The 16,209-nt window shown below is 74.2% G+C and carries 10 protein-coding genes; 3 read left to right on the top strand and 7 right to left on the bottom strand.

Features of this window, described 5'->3' with window-relative positions; all coding sequences use genetic code 11:
- Positions 1 to 7 precede the first annotated feature (7 nt).
- Together P1V51_21030 and P1V51_21025 are read right to left on the bottom strand one after the other, a co-directional pair.
- Complete coding sequence (locus P1V51_21030) at positions 8 to 1,636, bottom strand: kelch repeat-containing protein (protein MDF1565535.1); 1,629 nt, start codon at positions 1,634 to 1,636, stop codon at positions 8 to 10.
- Positions 1,633 to 3,366, bottom strand: a complete 1,734-nt coding sequence (locus P1V51_21025; GenBank protein MDF1565534.1) for a PEGA domain-containing protein — start codon at positions 3,364 to 3,366, stop codon at positions 1,633 to 1,635. The genes P1V51_21030 and P1V51_21025 overlap by 4 nt, the downstream gene beginning before the upstream one ends.
- 158 nt (positions 3,367 to 3,524) lie before the next feature.
- Between P1V51_21025 and P1V51_21020 the strand changes: the two genes are divergently transcribed.
- Both P1V51_21020 and P1V51_21015 read left to right on the top strand, forming a co-directional pair.
- Entirely contained in the window at positions 3,525 to 5,162 is a 1,638-nt protein-coding gene (locus P1V51_21020) for a HAMP domain-containing sensor histidine kinase (GenBank protein MDF1565533.1), read from the top strand.
- A complete protein-coding gene (locus P1V51_21015) occupies positions 5,159 to 5,890 on the top strand; it encodes a histidine kinase dimerization/phospho-acceptor domain-containing protein (GenBank protein ID MDF1565532.1) in 732 nt (243 codons plus the stop codon). Before P1V51_21020 ends, P1V51_21015 begins: the two co-directional genes overlap by 4 nt.
- On the opposite strand, the gene P1V51_21010 is transcribed toward P1V51_21015, so the two are convergent.
- Complete coding sequence (locus P1V51_21010) at positions 5,880 to 7,199, bottom strand: tetratricopeptide repeat protein (protein MDF1565531.1); 1,320 nt, start codon at positions 7,197 to 7,199, stop codon at positions 5,880 to 5,882. The two genes, P1V51_21015 and P1V51_21010, sit on opposite strands and share 11 nt — an antisense overlap.
- Before the next feature lie 97 nt (positions 7,200 to 7,296).
- On the opposite strand from P1V51_21010, the gene P1V51_21005 reads away from it, so the two are divergent.
- Complete coding sequence (locus P1V51_21005; protein MDF1565530.1) at positions 7,297 to 7,665, top strand: hypothetical protein; 369 nt, start codon at positions 7,297 to 7,299, stop codon at positions 7,663 to 7,665.
- Here P1V51_21005 and P1V51_21000 read toward each other — a convergent pair.
- From P1V51_21000 to P1V51_20985, 4 genes are read right to left on the bottom strand one after another with little or no spacing between them, the layout of a single operon-like run.
- Complete coding sequence (locus P1V51_21000; GenBank protein ID MDF1565529.1) at positions 7,574 to 9,079, bottom strand: DUF4388 domain-containing protein; 1,506 nt, start codon at positions 9,077 to 9,079, stop codon at positions 7,574 to 7,576. The genes P1V51_21005 and P1V51_21000 overlap by 92 nt on opposite strands.
- Positions 9,080 to 9,091: 12 nt before the next feature.
- Positions 9,092 to 10,918 carry a response regulator gene (locus P1V51_20995; GenBank protein MDF1565528.1) on the bottom strand — a complete coding sequence of 609 codons (1,827 nt, stop codon included), beginning with the start codon at positions 10,916 to 10,918 and terminating at the stop codon, positions 9,092 to 9,094.
- On the bottom strand, positions 10,915 to 11,811 hold the full coding sequence (gene dapF / locus P1V51_20990; protein ID MDF1565527.1) for a diaminopimelate epimerase: 897 nt from the start codon (positions 11,809 to 11,811) through the stop codon (positions 10,915 to 10,917). Before dapF ends, P1V51_20995 begins: the two co-directional genes overlap by 4 nt.
- Entirely contained in the window at positions 11,808 to 15,977 is a 4,170-nt protein-coding gene (locus P1V51_20985; GenBank protein ID MDF1565526.1) for a hypothetical protein, read from the bottom strand. Before P1V51_20985 ends, dapF begins: the two co-directional genes overlap by 4 nt.
- Positions 15,978 to 16,209: the final 232 nt, after the last annotated feature.

Raw genomic sequence — 16,209 nt, 5'->3', positions numbered from 1 at the left:
GAGGCCTCTAGCGAAGGATGGGGGTGTAGAGCTCGGCGCTGCGCACCGAGACCGGCGTCCCGCCGGCGTCCGGCGAGAGGCCGCCGGTGACCAGCACCGAGCCGTCGAGGAGGCGCGTGCAGGCCGCGAGGTAGCGACCCTCGTTCAGGCGCCGCCCGGTGGTCTGGGCGATGCGGACCGAGCCGTCGGTGGTCGAGGCCCACTCGCTGCCGCGCGAGGTGGGGAGATCGCCGCTGTTGAAGCCACCGAGGAAGACCGCGGTGTTGTCGTCGATCGCCACGGCGCAGAGGTTGCCCCGGGCGCCGGCCTGCAGGCTGCCGGCGTCGGTGACCTGGGGAGAGCCCGAGGGGTTGAAGACCTCGACGCCCGGGTGGGAGGAGGAGGCGGAGAAGTCGTCGACCGTGGTGTAGCCCCCCGCCATCACCATCACCGTCTCGGTGCCGGCGCCGAGCCGCACCGCCGCGCAGCCCATGCCATAGCGGCCGGTGGAGAGGGTCTGGGAGAGGGGCAGCCCCCCCTGCTCGAGGAGCGTCGCGCTGCCCTCGGAGAGCCGGTAGAAGTGCATCGTGTTGCTGACGTTGACGTTGTTCCCGGCGGCCGTCAGCCCCCCGGCGACCACCACCACGCCCCGGTCGAGGACGGTGGCGCAGTGCTCGGCTCGCGCCTCGGGCAGGTCGGGGGCCACGGTGAAGCGCTCGGCGACGCCGTCGAAAAGCTCGGTGGCGCGGATCGGGATCGGGTGCCCGGTGCCCGGGCTGGGATCGGTGTAGCCGCCGCTGATCAGCACCATGTCACCGGAGACGCTGGCCCGGTGGCGGGTGCGGCCGGTGTTGGCGATGAGGGCGTTGGCATCGAACTCGCCGTCGTCGCCGAGCTCGGGCCGGAAGATCTCGGCGGGGCGCAGCACGTCCCGCTCGGTGCCCGACATGTCGAACTCGCCGCCGACCACCAGCACCCGGCCGTCCTGCATCTTGGAGGCGGAGTGGAAGACCCGGGGGAGGCCCGGGCCGCCGCTGCCCCGCACCCGCAGCTCGAACTGCCCGGTGAGCGGGTCGAAGATCTCGGCGCTGTCGTGCACGGTCCGGCCGCCGAGGGTGTCGAACTCCGCGCCGCCGACGATCAGCACCCGGCCGTCGTTGAGGGTCGTGGCGGAGTGCCCCGCCCGCGCCCGGCTCATGGTGGTGCAGGTGTCGGGGTCGTCCTTGTCGGCGGTGTAGACGTAGGAGTCGACGGGCCGCAGGAAGACCGGGATCGGCGGCGGGTTGAGCTCGGAGGGATCGAGCTGCACCACCGCCAGGCCCCGGGCCGTGATCGGCCCCTGGGGGGACTGGAAGTGCGCCCGCACCTCGATCCGCCGCTCGGTGAGCTGGCCCGACTCCAGGAGGGGGATCTCCTCGAGGGTCACCGAGCCGTCGGCCACGGCGGCGATGGTCGAGACCGTGCCGTCGATGCCGTCACCGCTGATCAGGAACTCGAGGTGGCTGACGTCCTGGAGGGCGTCGACCTGCACCCCGTCCGAGCCCGGGCAGCTCTTGCGCAGCAGCTCGACCTGCAGCTTCACCGTGCCGCTGCCGCAGGCCGCGGTGGCGAGGAAGCCGAGGGCGAACACCCCTCCCAGGAAGCGGCGCAGCGTCACCACGAGAAGGTCACCGCTGCGTCGTCCGCTGCGCCCACGAAGAGGCCGCGATCGACCGCGTAGTAGCCCCCGGCGCCGATCGCGCCGGCCGCCAGAACACCCGTCAAAGTCCATGCCCACCAAGGCCATCCCTCTTTCTTCTCGACTTCGTCCTTCGGAATCACGATCTCGCCGATGTCCACCGCGGAGTAGCGCGACCCCGACTCGAGGTCGGCCGCCTCCAGGCGCTTGCGCTCGGTGAGCGAGTTCACTTGCCGCGCGCGGGCCGGCTCGACCGGCTCCTCCGGATCGGCGTTCAGCGGCGCGATCACCCCGGTGATGGGGCCCACCGGGGCGATGGGCGCGCCCGGACCGGAGGAGGCCGTGGCGGGCTCCACCGGCCCCGAGGCCAGGGAGTCGCGCTGCCGCACGCGGGGCGGCGGGGCCTCGTCGCGCGGCTGCACGGGCTGGGCCGGCTGGACCGGCATGATCGGGCCGCGGGCCGGCTCCACCGGGCCGCGAGCCGGAGCGATGGGGCCGCTGGGCGCCACGGGCGCGGGGGCGGCGGCGGCCACCGGCGCCTCGGCCGGCGCGGCGCTCACCTCGGCGATCACCGGGGTCTCGGGGGCGGCCTTCTTCTCGAAGACCTCCACCGGCAGGGACAGGGCCTCCGGCAGCGCGCCGGTGCCCTTGTCGATCTCCTCGGCCAGCTTGAAGACCTCGATGGCCGCGCCGAGCATGTCGAGGTCGAAGCTCATCTCCTTCAGGCCCGCGACCTTCTTGCTCTCCACCTCGTAGAGGTAGCTCTTGACCGTGTAGGCATCGGCCTCGCGGCTCAGGGCGCCGAAGACCACGTGGGTCGCGCCCACGCTGCCGGCGACCGCGGCGATCGTGCCGAGGGCCTTCTTGTCCAGCGTCCCGCGGGCGAGGGTCGCGACCACCTCCCCCACGGGGCCCTGCACCTTGCCGCCGAGATCGGCGTCGATGCTGGCGACCTTGGTGGGGGTGACGTCCACCGAGGAGGTCCAGGGCGCCTCCTCACCGGCGGAGATCAGCTTCACGTGGTGCGGACCGCGGATGAGGTCCTTGATCAGGAGGGGCGTGACCCCCACCTTCTTGCCGTCGAGGTGGACCTCGGCGCCGGCGGGCTGGCTGACCACGGAGATGGCGCCCCGGGTCTTGCGCAGCATGTCCTTCTGGATCTTCTGGTAGGTGCGGACGAAGACCGGCGGATAGGCCGCGGGGTCGAGGGTGCGCTCGGGATCGAGGCGGATGACGTCGGTCAGGGCCTCCTCGCCCTCCTCCTCCTTGCCCTCCCGGAAGAGGGCGGTGGCCAGGGAGAGGCGGGCGTAGTTGATCGTGTCGAAGCTCTCGAGGGCCCCGACGTTCTGCAGGTAGAGCTTCACGGCGGCCCGGTACTTCGCGGCGGCGCCGCCGAAGTTCAGCTTGAGCATGGCCGCGTCGCCCTGCTTCACCAGGCCCTCGGCCCGCCCGAGGGCCTTCTCGGCCTTCGCCGCGTCGCCGGAGTCGGCCACGGGGGCGGCGCTGCCGCCGAGGGAGGGCCCCTTGAGGACCTCGAGGGACTTGTGGTTCTTCAGCTCGTCCGAGATCAGGGTCGCGGTCTGCGAGGAGAGGTCCGCGGGGACCTCCGGCCCGACGATGCCGTAGGGCGCCACGTAGACCTTGGGTCCGGCGTGGGCAGCCTGAGCGACGAGGACGAGGGGTGCGAGCGCGAGAACGGCGTGGCGCATGACAACTCCAGACGGAGGTTGGTTGAACCCACGAACGCTAGCACGCGCATTTTTCGACGGTCAAGCGAAACCCCTGTGAGGTCAAGGGGTTGGAGACGTTGTCGCACCTTTCTGCACCCGCCGGAGAATCGTGCGGTAGGGTGGGCCCGGAAGCCCTCATGCGACTCTCGGTCACCACCAAGATCTTCCTCGGCCTGGCCCTGGTGGTCCTCACCTTCGGGGCCGTCTCCCTCTTCGCGGTGGTGCAGCTCCACCGCATCGGAGAGGACCTGGAGCAGGTCTCCCAGACCTACCTGCCCCTGGCCAAGGTGACGGCCGAGCTGGAGGCCGCCCAGAAGAACCGGGCCCGGGAGATCCAGCGCCTGATCGAGGACGAGCGCGCACCCCAGGTGCAGACGCTGATGATCAAGATCGCCCGCAGCCAGCACCCGAAGAACCTCCAGCGCCTGGCCGACGCCCTCGCCCGCTGCAACGAGGGCCTCGCCCGCGCCTCCCGGCCCCAGGAGCAGCGCAACCTGCAGGCCTTCGCCGACCGGCTCGCCCGCCTGCGGGAGGCCTACGTGGCCTACGATGCCGCCGCCGCCCTCCTCCAGGGGGCCCTCACGCCGGAGGGCGAGGGCGCCGCCGCCAACCCGGGCGGCGTGGCCGTGGCGGCCTCCGAGCTTCGCGCCGCCGAGCGCCGCCTGGGCCTGGGCCTGCGCCAGCTCGGCCGCACCGTGGACCTGGAGGTGGCCCGTCAGGTGGCCCGGGCCGAGGAGCAGGAGGACCGGGCGGCCCTGGCCATCATGATCCTCTCGCTGATCGCCGTGCTGGTGGGGCTGCTGGTCACCCTCTTCGTGCAGCGCACCCTGAGGCCGATCCGCCGCCTGACCGACGCGGCGCGGGCGGTGCAGGAGGGGCACTTCGATCCGAAGGTCGACATCGACGCCCAAGACGAGATCGGGGACCTGGCCCGCGCCTTCAACGAGATGACCGAGGCCCTGGCCAGCCGGGACGCCGCCCTCGCCCGGCAGCGGGAGGCCCTCCTGCGCTCCGAGCGCCTGGCCACCGTGGGGAGGATGGCCGCGCAGGTCTCCCACGAGATCCGCAACCCCCTCTCCTCGGTGGGCCTGAACAACGAGCTCCTCGGGGACGAGGTGCGCGAGGCCCACTTCGAGAGCCCCGAGCGGCGGGCCGAGGTCCTGGCCCTCATCCAGGCGATCACCCGGGAGGTCGACCGCCTCACCGAGATCACCGAGGACTACCTGCGCTTCGCTCGCCTCCCCCGGGCCCGGCGGCACCTCCTCGATCTGCGCGAGGTCGTCGACGCGACCTGCTCCTTCAGCGAGGAGGAGCTGCGCATGGCCGGGGCCGAGCTCTCCCTGGAGCTCCCCGAGGTCCCGGTGGAGCTCGCCGCCGACGCCTCGCAGATCCGGGCGCTGCTGCTCAACCTCCTGCGCAACGCCCGGGAGGCCCTGGGCGGGCGCCCCGGGAAGATCCGGGTGAGCGTCGCCACCGGAGCCGAGGGCGCGCTCCTGCGGGTCGACGACGACGGGCCGGGCGTGCCCGCCGAGCAGCGCGAGTCGGTCTTCGATCCCTTCGTCTCCACGCGGGAGAACGGCACCGGCCTGGGGCTGGCCCTCTGCGCCCAGATCGTCGCCGAGCACCAGGGCCGCCTCCACTGCGCCGAGTCGCCCCTGGGAGGGGCCCGCTTCGAGGTCTTCCTGCCGGTGCTCGGCGAGGAGAGCGAGGCCGCCCCGGGAGGAACGGATCAGGCACCGGAGGCCGCTGCGCCCCGGCCGGAGGAGATGCGATGAGCAGGAAGTCGAAAGGAGAGGCCCTCGAGGGCGAGGCTCTGGGCACCCTCCTCTTCGATCTGGCCCACGACATGCGCTCGCCCCTGCTGACCCTCCTCGGCTTCACCGAGCTGGCCCAGGAGTCGCTCCACGAGCCGGAGGCCCTCGCGCGCCTCCTCGCCTCGATCGAGCGCAGCACCCTGCGCCTGAACCGCCTCGTGGAGGACCTGGTGAACCTGGCCCGGGTGCAGGCGCCCCCTCCCCCGCCCGAGCCCCGCCCCCTCCACCTGCGGCAGGCGCTCGAGGAGCTCTGCCGGGAGGCCCGCCGGGCCTGGGATCTGCGCGGCACCCAGCTCGAGGTCGAGGCGGGCGAGGCGTCCGATCACACGACCTGCGACGAGCGCAGCCTGCGCATCGCGGCCTCGGCGCTCCTCCTCAACGCCATCGAGGCCTCACCGAAGGGGGCCACCGTGCGGCTCCGGGTCCTGCCCGGCGCGGCGGGCGGCCACCGCGTCGAGATCGAGAACGAGGGCCCCGCGCGCAGCGCCGCGGAGCAGGCCGCCCTCGAGCGCTCCTTCGAGGCCCTCTCCCGGGGCGAGGACGAGGGCGAGGCCGAGGGGGCGCCGGGGATGGGCCTGGGGCTGATCCTCGTGCGCCGCTCCTGCGAGGTCCTGCAGGCCACCTTCGACCTGCACGCCCGGGAGGGCGGCGGCGCGGTGGCCTCCCTCGAGCTGCCCGCTAGCGCATGATGACGGGGCCGGCGCGGCCCCCGGAGGGCCGGCGCTTCACCTCGGCCTGCATCTGAGCCCTCAGCTGCAGGAAGCGGGTGTTCTGCGGCTCCTCGGCGAGGAGGCGATCCACCAGGTCGAGGCCCTTGCGGGCCTCGGAGGGGGCGGCGGCGTAGGCCTCGAGCAGCTCGACCTGGGCCCGGCGATCGCCCGGCGAGAGCGCGACCAGCCGCTCGAGGGCGGCGGCGGCCTCCACCATGCGTCCCTGGCGGCTCTCGAGAGAGGCCAGACGGCGGTAGGCCTCCCCGAGCTGGGGCGAGGCCTTCACGGCGCTCCGGTAGGCGCGCGCGGCCTGATCGTAGCGCTCCATGGCCTCCAGGGCGTCGCCCTGGGCCAGGTGCGCCGCGCCCAGCCCCGAGTTCTGCCGCACGGCGCGGCCGGCGGCCTGCAGGGCCTCCTCGTACTGCCCGCGGGCGACCAGCGCCCGCGCGTAGGCGGCCAGCACGATCGGATCGCGGGGCCGCGCCCGGACGGCCGGATCCAGGAGCTCGACGGCCTCGGCCCCGGCGCCCGAGGCGATGAGGGCCTGGGCCAGCAGGCGCAGGGTCCAGGGATCGGAGCCGCCGCGCTCCTGGGCGCCCTTGAGCGCCTGGACGGCGGCGCTCGCCTCGCCCATCTGCAGGTAGTAGAGGCCCAGCAGCCGGGAGGGCGCGGGCTCGCTGCTGGCGCGGGCCGCGCTCTCGATCAGGCTGCGGGCCTCGTGGCCCCTGCCCTCGGCGGCCATCACCAGGCCGTCGAGGGCCTGGGTCTCGGGGTGCGCCGGATCGCTGCCCTTGAGCCGCCCGATCTCGCGGCGCGCGTCGGAGATCTGTCCGCCGAGGAGCGAGGCCAGGGCGAGCTTGCGCCCCAGGGGCTCACTCATCGGGAGGATGTCCAGGGCCCGCTTGTAGGCCTCGGCCGCCGGGCCGAAGCGGTCCTGGCGGATGAGGATGTCGCCGATCCGCTCCCGCGGCGCGGCGTCGGTGGAGAGCAGATCGGCGGCCTGCCGCAGCTCCAGCACGGCGCGGGTGTCCTCCCCCCGCTGCTCGTACATCGCGGCCAGGGCCAGCACCGGCGCGCTGTCGTCCGGCACGTGGGTCATCGCCTTGCGGTAGGCCTCCTCGGCACCGGCCTGGTCGCCCTGCTGGAGGAGCATCCGGGCCTGGTTCATGGCCTCGGTCGCCTTCTCCTGGGGCGTCATCTCCTTGCCGAAGAGTTCCGCGAGCTGTTCGCAACCACCGGACAGCAGCGCAAGAGCCGACACCAGCAGCACCGCACGCTTCGCACGCATGGCGGGATTCTTACCCTCCCCACCGGGGACTGTCACCCGCTGCGCGAGCCGCGCGGGATCGGATCGACCCGAAACCAGTCTAGATTCTCCCCTCACGATGCACCCCCTCGCCTTCAAGCTGCTACGGCGTCTGCGCGATCCGGGCAACCCCCTCTCCCGCAATCGCAGCCTCGAGACCTTCGCGTCCCCCGAGGGCAGGGCCGCCCTGCGCGCCCATCGCCTCCTGCGCAGCCTGGAGCGCGATCTCGAGCGCCTCGAGGACAGCTCGGACCTGCGCCTGCATCACGAGGCAGGTCGGGTGCGGATCGCGATCGACCGGCCCTCGCTGCGCCTGCGCCGCGAGGCGGTGCTGGAGGCCCGGGCCTTCGGGCTGCTCATCCTCTCGGAGCGAACCGGTCCGCTGCTGCGCCTTGCCGCCGAGCGAGACGCTCCAGAACTCGTGCCAGACCCGCGGGGAGATCGCTGACGGCGATCGCGGCGGGCCCGAGGCGCTCGAGGCAGATCGGCGCCTCCCCCACCACGGCGACCGGCCGGTCGCGCTCCAGCAGGTGCGGGATCACGGGGTGGAAGGCGGTCTCGTCTCCGTCGATCAGGAAGATCGCCCCCTGGCTCTCGCCCCCCACCAGCCCCCAGATCGGCGCGTAGCGATCGTCGGCGGGCACCGCCAGGAGGATCACCCTCACCGAGTCGCCCAGGCGGATGGAGCCCAGCTCGCCCAGGGGCAGCTCCCGGGAGGAGAGGTCGCTCTGCGGCCGCCAACCCTGCACCGAGCGCAGGGCGTTGCCCAGGGCCCGCAGGCTGCGGGCGGAGCGGAGCACCACGCAGAGCTCCAGCTCGAGGCTCCGGCCCCGCCGGCGCACGACCGGCCGCCCCATCAGGGCGAAGGCCACCGCCTCCGAGACCAGGGGCGTGCCGCCCTCCCCGCTCGAGCGCCCCAGCACCTTCACCAGCTGGCGGTCGATGAGGGTGGTGAGGGCGCGGACGACCTCCAGGTCCGGCGCCCGGCACTGATCGATGACGTCGTCCGTGCGGCGGAAGGTCTCGATCAGGCCCAGCACCTCCTCGGTCACCGGGTGCAGGCCGTCGGGCAGCTGATCGGGGTCGATCGCCAGGGCCAGCCCGGCCTCCGGGGCCGGGATCCGATCGGCCAGCGCCGCGAGCTCGTCCTGCTGGCGCATGCCCTCGAGGAGGAGCTCCTCGGTGAGCGCCGAGATCCGCCGCTCGACCCGCGGCTCGCCCGGCTCCAGGAGGAAGGTGCCCCGGCTCCAGGCCAGCAGGCGGTAGAGCGCCTTCTCGGCCTTGGTCTCCCGGCTGCGGGCGTCGAGGACGAAGCCGTTGGAGACGAAGATCTCGGCGGTCTCCTCCTCCTGCATCCCCGGCACCTCGCGGCTCAGGTGCAGGGTGCCGCTGCGGCGGTTCATGGAGAGCATCTGGAGGAGATCGGAGAGGGGGAGCTGGGTGAGCTGCCCCTCGAGCTCCCCCTCCCGCTTCACCTCGTCGGCGGCCTCGGCGCGCTGCACCAGCTGCCGGATGCGCGAGAGGACCTCGTCCACGTTGAAGGGCTTCTGGACGTAGGCCTCGCGGAAGCCGCTGCGGAAGCGGTTGGAGGGATCCTCGTTGCCCACCACCAGCAGGGGGATGGCCGAGGTGCGGGGGTTGGCCCGGATGATCTCCGCGTAGGTGGCCGGATCGATGAAGGGGCAGCTGGAGTCGTAGATGACGACCTCCGGCGCGCGCATCACCGCGACCTCGAGGGCCTTGGATCCGTTGGAGACCGTCAGCACCTGGTGGCCGCGGGCCCGCAGCGCCGCCGCGAGCCGGCGCGTGCTCTGCACGTCGCCATCGGCGATCAGGATCCGGCGGGAGGAGTTCTCGGCCATGGTCGAGGGAACCTAGAGGTGGCGCTGGAGGTCGTAGGTCTCCTGGATGCGGGCCACCAGGGCCTGCACCAGGGTGGAGTCGCTGGTCTGATAGACGGTCTTGCCCTGCTCCAGCCAGGCGTAGTGAGCGGTCTCGGTGAGGATGAGGAGGAAGTGGCGGTCCTCCAGGCGGCGCTCGTCCGGCAGGTTGACCGCCGTGACGCTGGTGCGATCCGGGCAGTCGATGACGCTTCGGCCGAGGAGGTAGACCTGGGTCTCGAACTTCTCGCCGGGCTCCAGGCCCGCGACGAGGGGGATCTCCCCGTCGATCCGCGGGGCTCCGTAGTAGACCAGGCCCCGCACCGCGGTCTCGCGCTCCAGCTTGCGGGCCACCTCGGCCAGGAGCACCTGGCGGGTCGTGCCGTCGAGGCCGCAGCGGCGGCCGGCGTTGCCGGAGGCCACGGTGGCCTCGGGGGCCTGGTGGAGGGCCTCGAAGAGATCCCAGAAGCCATGCCCCTCGAGGTGGAGCTTCCGGTAGGGGCTCGCGCGCACCTCGTCCTGCCGGCGGCGGCACTGGTGGATCAGCTCGTCGAAGTCGTCCCCATCGCTCGGGAAGGCGGCGCAGCCCACCACCATCATCGGCGGCACACTCAGCCGCTCGATCACCGGCGCGGTGCGGAAGCCCGCCAGCGCCCGGCGCGCGAACATGATCGCCCCGAAGTAGTCGGTCTCGGGCAGCAGCAGGTAGAAGGTGTCGTCGGTGACCTTCGCCAGGATGTCCGAGTCGCGGATGACGGCCTGGGCCGCCTGGATCAGCGCCCGGTGGATCGTGCGGGTCGTGTCCGCCGGGAGCGCCCTCCGGATGAGGCCGAGGTTGTCGACCTGCAGGGAGACCAGGGAGAAGGCCCGCCGGTAGCGCCGCGCCTTGTAGATCTCCTTGCCGGCGTAGTCGATGAAGTAGGTCAGGTTGTAGGCGGCGGTGTCCCGGTCCCGCAGGCCCACCCGCTGCAGCTGGGCGAAGCGGCGGGCGTTGGAGAGGGAGGCCGCGGCGAAGTTCGCCACCGTGCGGGCCCGGATCACGTCCCGCTCGTCGAAGTCCCCGGAGAGCTTGTCCGAGAGCCGCACGACCCCCACCGGCCGGGCGCCGACGATCAGGGGCAGGAGGAGGCGCTCGCTGCCCTCGACGTAGGCGGCCTGCTCCCGCAGGCGAGCGGCCGCCGGCGTGTCCTCGGAGAGGTCGAAGCTCGAGGGCAGCGCCTCGTGATCGACGACCCCGGCGTGGGCCAGGAGCGCGAAGGGGCGCTTGCCGTCGCCCGGGCCGAACCAGAGGGCCGCGCCCTGGGCCTGGGTGAGGCGAGTGAGCTGCTCGAGGATGGCGTCCTGCAGCCGCAGGGGGTCGGTCTCCTCCACCAGCTGGAGGCAGGCCCGGTAGAGGCGCTCGGAGGCGAGGTACTCCTCCTCCACCTTCTCGAGGCGCTCGGCGGCGCGGCGCAGCCCGGTGGTGGCGAAGGCGCGGGCGAGCGCGAGGTGGAGCATCTCCCGATCGACCGGCTTGATCAGGTACTCGTTCACGCCCAGCCGCAGGGCGTCCACCGCGGCCTTCACGTCGTCCCGCTGGGTGACCACCACCACCGGGAGCTCGGGCTTGCGCTCGCGCAGGGCCGCCACCAGCTGCAGGCCGTCGGTCCCGGTCATCACCAGATCCGAGATCACCAGGTCGATGCCGCCCCGCTCGAAGCGGGTGAGGGCCTCCTCGGCGCCGCCGGCGACCTCCACCTCCCACTCGGGGTTGGCGGTGAGGTAGTCGTGGAAGAGCTCCCGGAAGAAGAGCTCGTCGTCGACGACGAGGATCCGCTTCACGCCTCGTCCTCCCCGTCCGCCGGAGCCACCCGCTCGAGGCGGCCGTCGAAGACGTGGACCGCGGGGCCTCGCATCCAGATCTGGGAGAGGTCCTCGGCGGCCTTCACCTTCAGCGGCCCGCCCGGCAGGCGGACCTCGATCCAGCGCCCCGAGGGCCGCCGGCGGGTCGCCACCGCCGCGGCGACGGCGGCGCAGGCGCCGGTTCCACAGGCGAGGGTCAGGCCGGCGCCCCGCTCCCAGACGGTCAGGTCGATCCCGCCGTCCGCCGCGAGGTGGGCGAAGCCGGCGTTCACCCCGGCGGCGAAGCGCTCGTGGGTCGAGATCTCCTGGCCCAGGGCCTCGGCCTGCTCGCGGGAGGCGTCGAAGAGCACGAGGTGAGGGTTGCCCAGGGAGACGCCGGTCCCCTCCACCTTCCGGTCCTTCAGCTTCAGGGAGACCTGGAGGAGGGGCTCGTCCGGATCGTCGTCCGGGCTCTCGCCCAGGGGGCCGGTGAGCTGGAGCGAGGCGGCGTCGGAGCGCGCGGCCCCCATCTCCACCTCCACCTCCTCGCCCTCCAGGCGGGCGCGCACCGGCCCGGCCCCGGTCTCGATCACGATCTCGCCCTCGGGTGGTGCCTCACCGGTGCGGACCAGGTGGCGGACCACGCAGCGCAGGCCGTTGCCGCAGTTCTCGGCGACGCTGCCGTCCGCGTTGTGCACCACCATCTGCACCAGGGCGGCCGGGTCCTCGGGCCTCCGCAGCTCGAGGATCCCGTCGGCGCCCACGCCGAGGCGGCGCTCGCAGATGCGGCGAACCTCCGCGGCCTCCAGGCCCAGCTCGGCCTGCCGCCCGTCGACCAGGACGAAGTCGTTGCCGAGGCCCTGGTACTTCGAGAAGGAGAGGAGCTCGCTCACGCGCCCCCCCGGGCGGCCTGCAGCTTCTGCTGGAGGATCGTCACCGACTCCTCCTTGGTCCGGAGCGCCTGCTTGAGCTGGGCGACGGCGGCCATCAGGCCGTCCTGATCCGCCTTCAGCTGCTCGAGCGCTGCCTCGCGGTCCGCGAGCCGCGCCTTGAGGCGATCCCGCTCGGCCGCCACCTCGGCGTCGCCGCCGGCCGCGGCGCCCGCGGGCGGCGACGCCGCCGCGGCCTGCTGGAGCTGCTGGACCACCTGCTGGGTCTGCCGGAGCGCGGCCTCGAGCTCGCTGCTGCGCTGCAGGGCGGCCTGGAGCTCGGCGGCGGCGTCCGGCGCGCCCTGGCTGGCCGCGAGGGCCTCCTGGGCCTCGGCCAGCGCGGCGTCCCGCTCCTGGAGCGCCGCCTGGGTCTCGGCCCAGCGCGACTTGAGCTCCTTCACGCGGCCCTCGAGCTCGTGGAGGCGGCCCTCGTCGACCGGGGCCGGCGGCGGCGGGGCCTCGGCGGCGCTCCGGGCAGCCTCCTCCAGGGAGCTCACCCGCTCCTCGAGGGCGGCCCGGGCGGCCTGCTCGAGGGCGAGCTTCTCCTCCGCCGCGGCCCGGCCGTCGGCGAGCGCCTGCTGCTGCTGCTCGCGCTCGGCGGCGGTCTTGCGCGCCGCGGCGAGCTGCTGCTCGAGCTCCTCGATCCGGGCGGGGTCGATGGCCGCGGCGGCCGCCGCGGAGACCTGGGCGCGGGCCTCCTCGGCGGCCTGCGCGGCCTGGGCGGCGCGGACCTCCGCGGCCTCGCCGGACTGCCGCAGGCGGGTCGCCTCCTCCTCGCTGGCGGACAGGCGCGCCTCGAGCTCGCTCCGCTCTCCCCGCACGGTGTCCAGCGAGGCGGTGGCGGCCTCCAGGGCCTGCTTCGCGCCGGCGAGCTCTCCGGCGAGCTCGTCCCGGGCGCCCTGCGCCTCGGCGAGCCGGGCCTCGAGCTCCTCGAGGGTCTGCCGGTCGAGCCCGGCCTTCTCTCCGAGCTCGGCCTCCAGGCGCTCCACCCTCGCCCGGGCCTGCTCGCCGGCCTCGGAGGAGGCCGCCAGCGACTCGCGGGCGCTGCCCAGCTCCTGCTCCAGGCGCGCGAGCTCGGCGGGATCGGCCAGCCCCACCCGCTCTGCCTCCGCCGCCTCGGCGCGCTCCCGGGAGGCCTGCTCCCGGGCCTCGCTCTCGGCCAGGGAGGCCTCGAGGGCCGCGATCCGCTCCCGGGCCTCGTCCCGCTCCTGCTCGAGCCCGGACTCCCGGCCCGCCGCCTCCTCGGCGGCGGCGGCCAGCTCGGCGCGGGCCGCCTGCTCGCGCTCGAGCTGCTCCCGCAGCCCCGCGAGCTCGGCCTCGGTGCCGTTCCGGCCCTCGCGGACCTCGCTCAGCTCGGCCTCGAGGGCGGAGAGGCGCTCCTGCGCGCCGCGCAGCTCGGCCTCGACCTCGCCCTGCCGCTCGCGGGCCGCGCCCAGCTCGGCCTCGATCTCACCCTGCCTCTCGCGGGCCGCGCCCAGCTCGGCCTCGATCTCGCCCTGCTTCTCGCGGGCCGCGCGCAGCTCGGCCTCGGTCTTCTCCTGCTGCTCTCGCGCCTCGCTCAGGCCCGCCTCGGCGCCCTCTCGCGCCTCCCGGGTGTCGCCGAGCAGGGCCTCGACGCCGGCCAGCCGCTCCTGCGCCTCGCGCAGCTCGTCCTGGAGGCGCTCTCGCTCGGCGCCCAGCTCGGCCTGGAGGCGCTCTCGCTCGGCGCCCAGCTCGGCCTGCAGGCCCTCCTTCTCCCGGGTGAGGGTCTCGAGCTCCACCGCGCTCTGGGTGAGCCGGAACTGGGCCTCCTCCGCCTCGGCCTCGATCTTCTCGAGGGTCTCGCGGGTCGAGGCCAGCGTCTCGCGCAGCGATTCCCGCTCGGCGCGGACCTCGTCGGCCTCGGCCCTGGCGGCCTCCGCCGCCTCGCGGACCGACGCCAGCTCGCCGCGCAGCCCGGCGAGCTCTGCCTCGCGGGCCTCGAGCTCCGCCTCGCGGGCCTCGAGCTTCTCCGAGGACGCCTGCGAGGCCTCCCGGGCCTCGTCCCGCTCTCGCTGCCGGGCGGCCGTCTGGGCGGCGCCCGCCTCGAGCTGATCGCGGGTCGTGGTGTGGGCCTTCTGCTCCTTCTCGAGGGCCTTCTCCAGCTCGCGGTTTCGCTCCGCGGCGCCGGCGAGCTCCTCCTCGAGCTTCTCCACCTCCCCGCGCAGGCCAGCGAGCCAGCTCTCGCGCTCCTCCTGACCCTCGCGGAGCGCCTCGAGCTCGGCGCTCTGCGCCTCCAGCTCGGCGTTCTGGTTCTCGAGCTGCTCGTGGGCCAGGGCCGCCTGGCCCTCCCACTCCTGGGCCTCCAGCTCCACCCGCCCGGCCTCCTCCTGCGCTGCCTCCAGCGCGGCGCCGAGGGCCTGCTCGCGCTCGGCCGCGGCGTCGAGCTCGGACTCGAGATCCTGGAGCCTCGACTCGAGGGTCTGCCGCGCGAGGCGGCTCTCTGCCAGGGCCGCCCGCGAGCTCTCGGCCGCCTGCGAGGCGACCTCCTCCATGCTGCGGCGCGCGGCGCCCCAGGCGGCCTCGGCCTTCTCGTGCTCCTCCCGGGCCTCGCGCAGCCCGGCGCGCAGGCTCTTGGCCTCGCCCTCCGCCGCGGCGAGCTGGCTCTCCAGCCCCTCCCGCACGGCCCGCAGCGTCTCGATCTCCACCCGCTCGGCCCGCAGCTCCTCCTCGAGCCGGGCCACCTCGCTCTGGTGCTGCTCCCGGAGCTCGCCGAGCTCGGCCTCGAGGGCCTCGACCCGGGCGGCGCCCTGGGCCGCGTCGAAGCCGGCGCGCTCGGCCTCGGCCTCGCTCTGCTGCAGCGCCTCGCGGGCCGCCGCCAGCTGCGCGCGGGTGGCCTCCACCTCGGCCCGCAGCTCGCCGGCCGCGGTCTCGGCCTTGCCGCGCGCGGCCTGAGAGGCCTCGAGCTCTTCCTGGAGGGCCTCGAGCTTCTCCCGGGCGGAGCGCGCCTGCTCCAGGGCCTGGTCCCGCTCTCGCACCCGCGCCGTGACCTGGGCGACCCCGGCCTCGAGCTGCTCCTGGACCGCGGCGTGGGCCTTCTGCTCCTTCGCCAGGACCTTCTCGAGGTCGGCGGCCCGCTCGGCCTCCTGCGCGGCCTGCTGCTCGAGCTTCTGGACCTCGTCCCGCAGCCCCTCGAGCCAGCTCTCGCGCTCGTCCCGCCGGGCCTCCAGCTCGGTGATGGCGCGGGTCTGCTCTTCCAGCTCCAGCCGGGCGTCGGCCAGCTGCACCTGGAGATCCTCGAGGCGGCGCAGCGCGGCGCGGCCCTCCTCCAGCTCCGAGGCGACGTCCTCGGCGTCGGTCCGGAGACCCTCGGCCTCCTGCTGCCAGGCCCCGCGGGCCTCCTCTGCGTCCCGCAGGCGGGCTCGCAGCGAGGCCAGCGCCGCCTCCAGCTCCTCCCTCGCGACGGCATCCGGCGCGGCCGCCTGCTCCTCGGCGAGCACCTCGTCGAGGGCCTCTCCGAGTTCCTCGGAGGGCAGCTGCACCAGGTGCTGCTCCTCGAGCTCGGCCGGCTCTTCTCCGGCGATGACCAGGTAGGCGCTGGCCTCGTCCTCGTCGGCCAGGAGCTGGTCGTTGAAGGTGAGGAGGGGCTCCTCGACCCCGAAGGGGGAGAGAGAGACGCCCATCACCGGGGACTCCACCACCACCTCCACCGAGGCGAAGCGCTCGTTCAGGGGCTCCACCAGCTCGGCGTAGTCCAGACCCTCCTCCGGCTCGCGCAGCAGGCCCTCGGGGGCCCGGGCCTCACCCCCCCGGGCCCAGGCCACGACCCGGCCGCGACGGGAGAGGAGCGCCTCGATCTCGGGCAGCATCTCCACCAGGAAGGCCGCGTCCGTGCAGATCACGAGGTCGAAGGGCCCTCCGGGCAGGCTCGCGGGCAGCTCACCGCCCTCGCCGAGGGCGGCGTGCTCGACCCCATCGGCGCTCCCGGGCCGCAGGCCCGGCGCGAGCACCGTCACGCTGCGGGCCCCCCGCTCTCGCAGGAAGGCGCCCGTACGGCTGGCCTCGTGGCCCTCCGTGCCGATCTCGAGGACCCGGGCTCCCGTCAGAAGAGGCTCGAGGAAGAGATATCTGGGAAAGAGTGTCGCCAGCCCCGGCTCGTCGAACAGCCCCATCTGGCCTCCAGCAGTCGAGAGCCTCCTCCTGCCAGGAAGAGGCAGTTGGAGGGCAGTACCCCACTCTAACCGCTTCCCGGGTTGGTGTCCCCAAAAGGAAGCGACAGGAGAGTGCTACTCGTTGGCCTCGGGGCTCGCCACCGGTGGCGGCGCGTCGATCGAGGGTGCGGCGCCCGCGGGGGGGCGGGCCACCGGCGGCGGCGCGGCGGCTGGCTCGGTCGCCGGCGCGGCG

The organism is Deltaproteobacteria bacterium, from assembly GCA_029210625.1.
Lineage (GTDB): Bacteria > Myxococcota > Myxococcia > SLRQ01 > SLRQ01 > JARGFU01.
The sequence above is the reverse complement of the archived record's forward strand: the minus strand, read 5'-3'. Positions and strand labels throughout refer to the sequence as shown.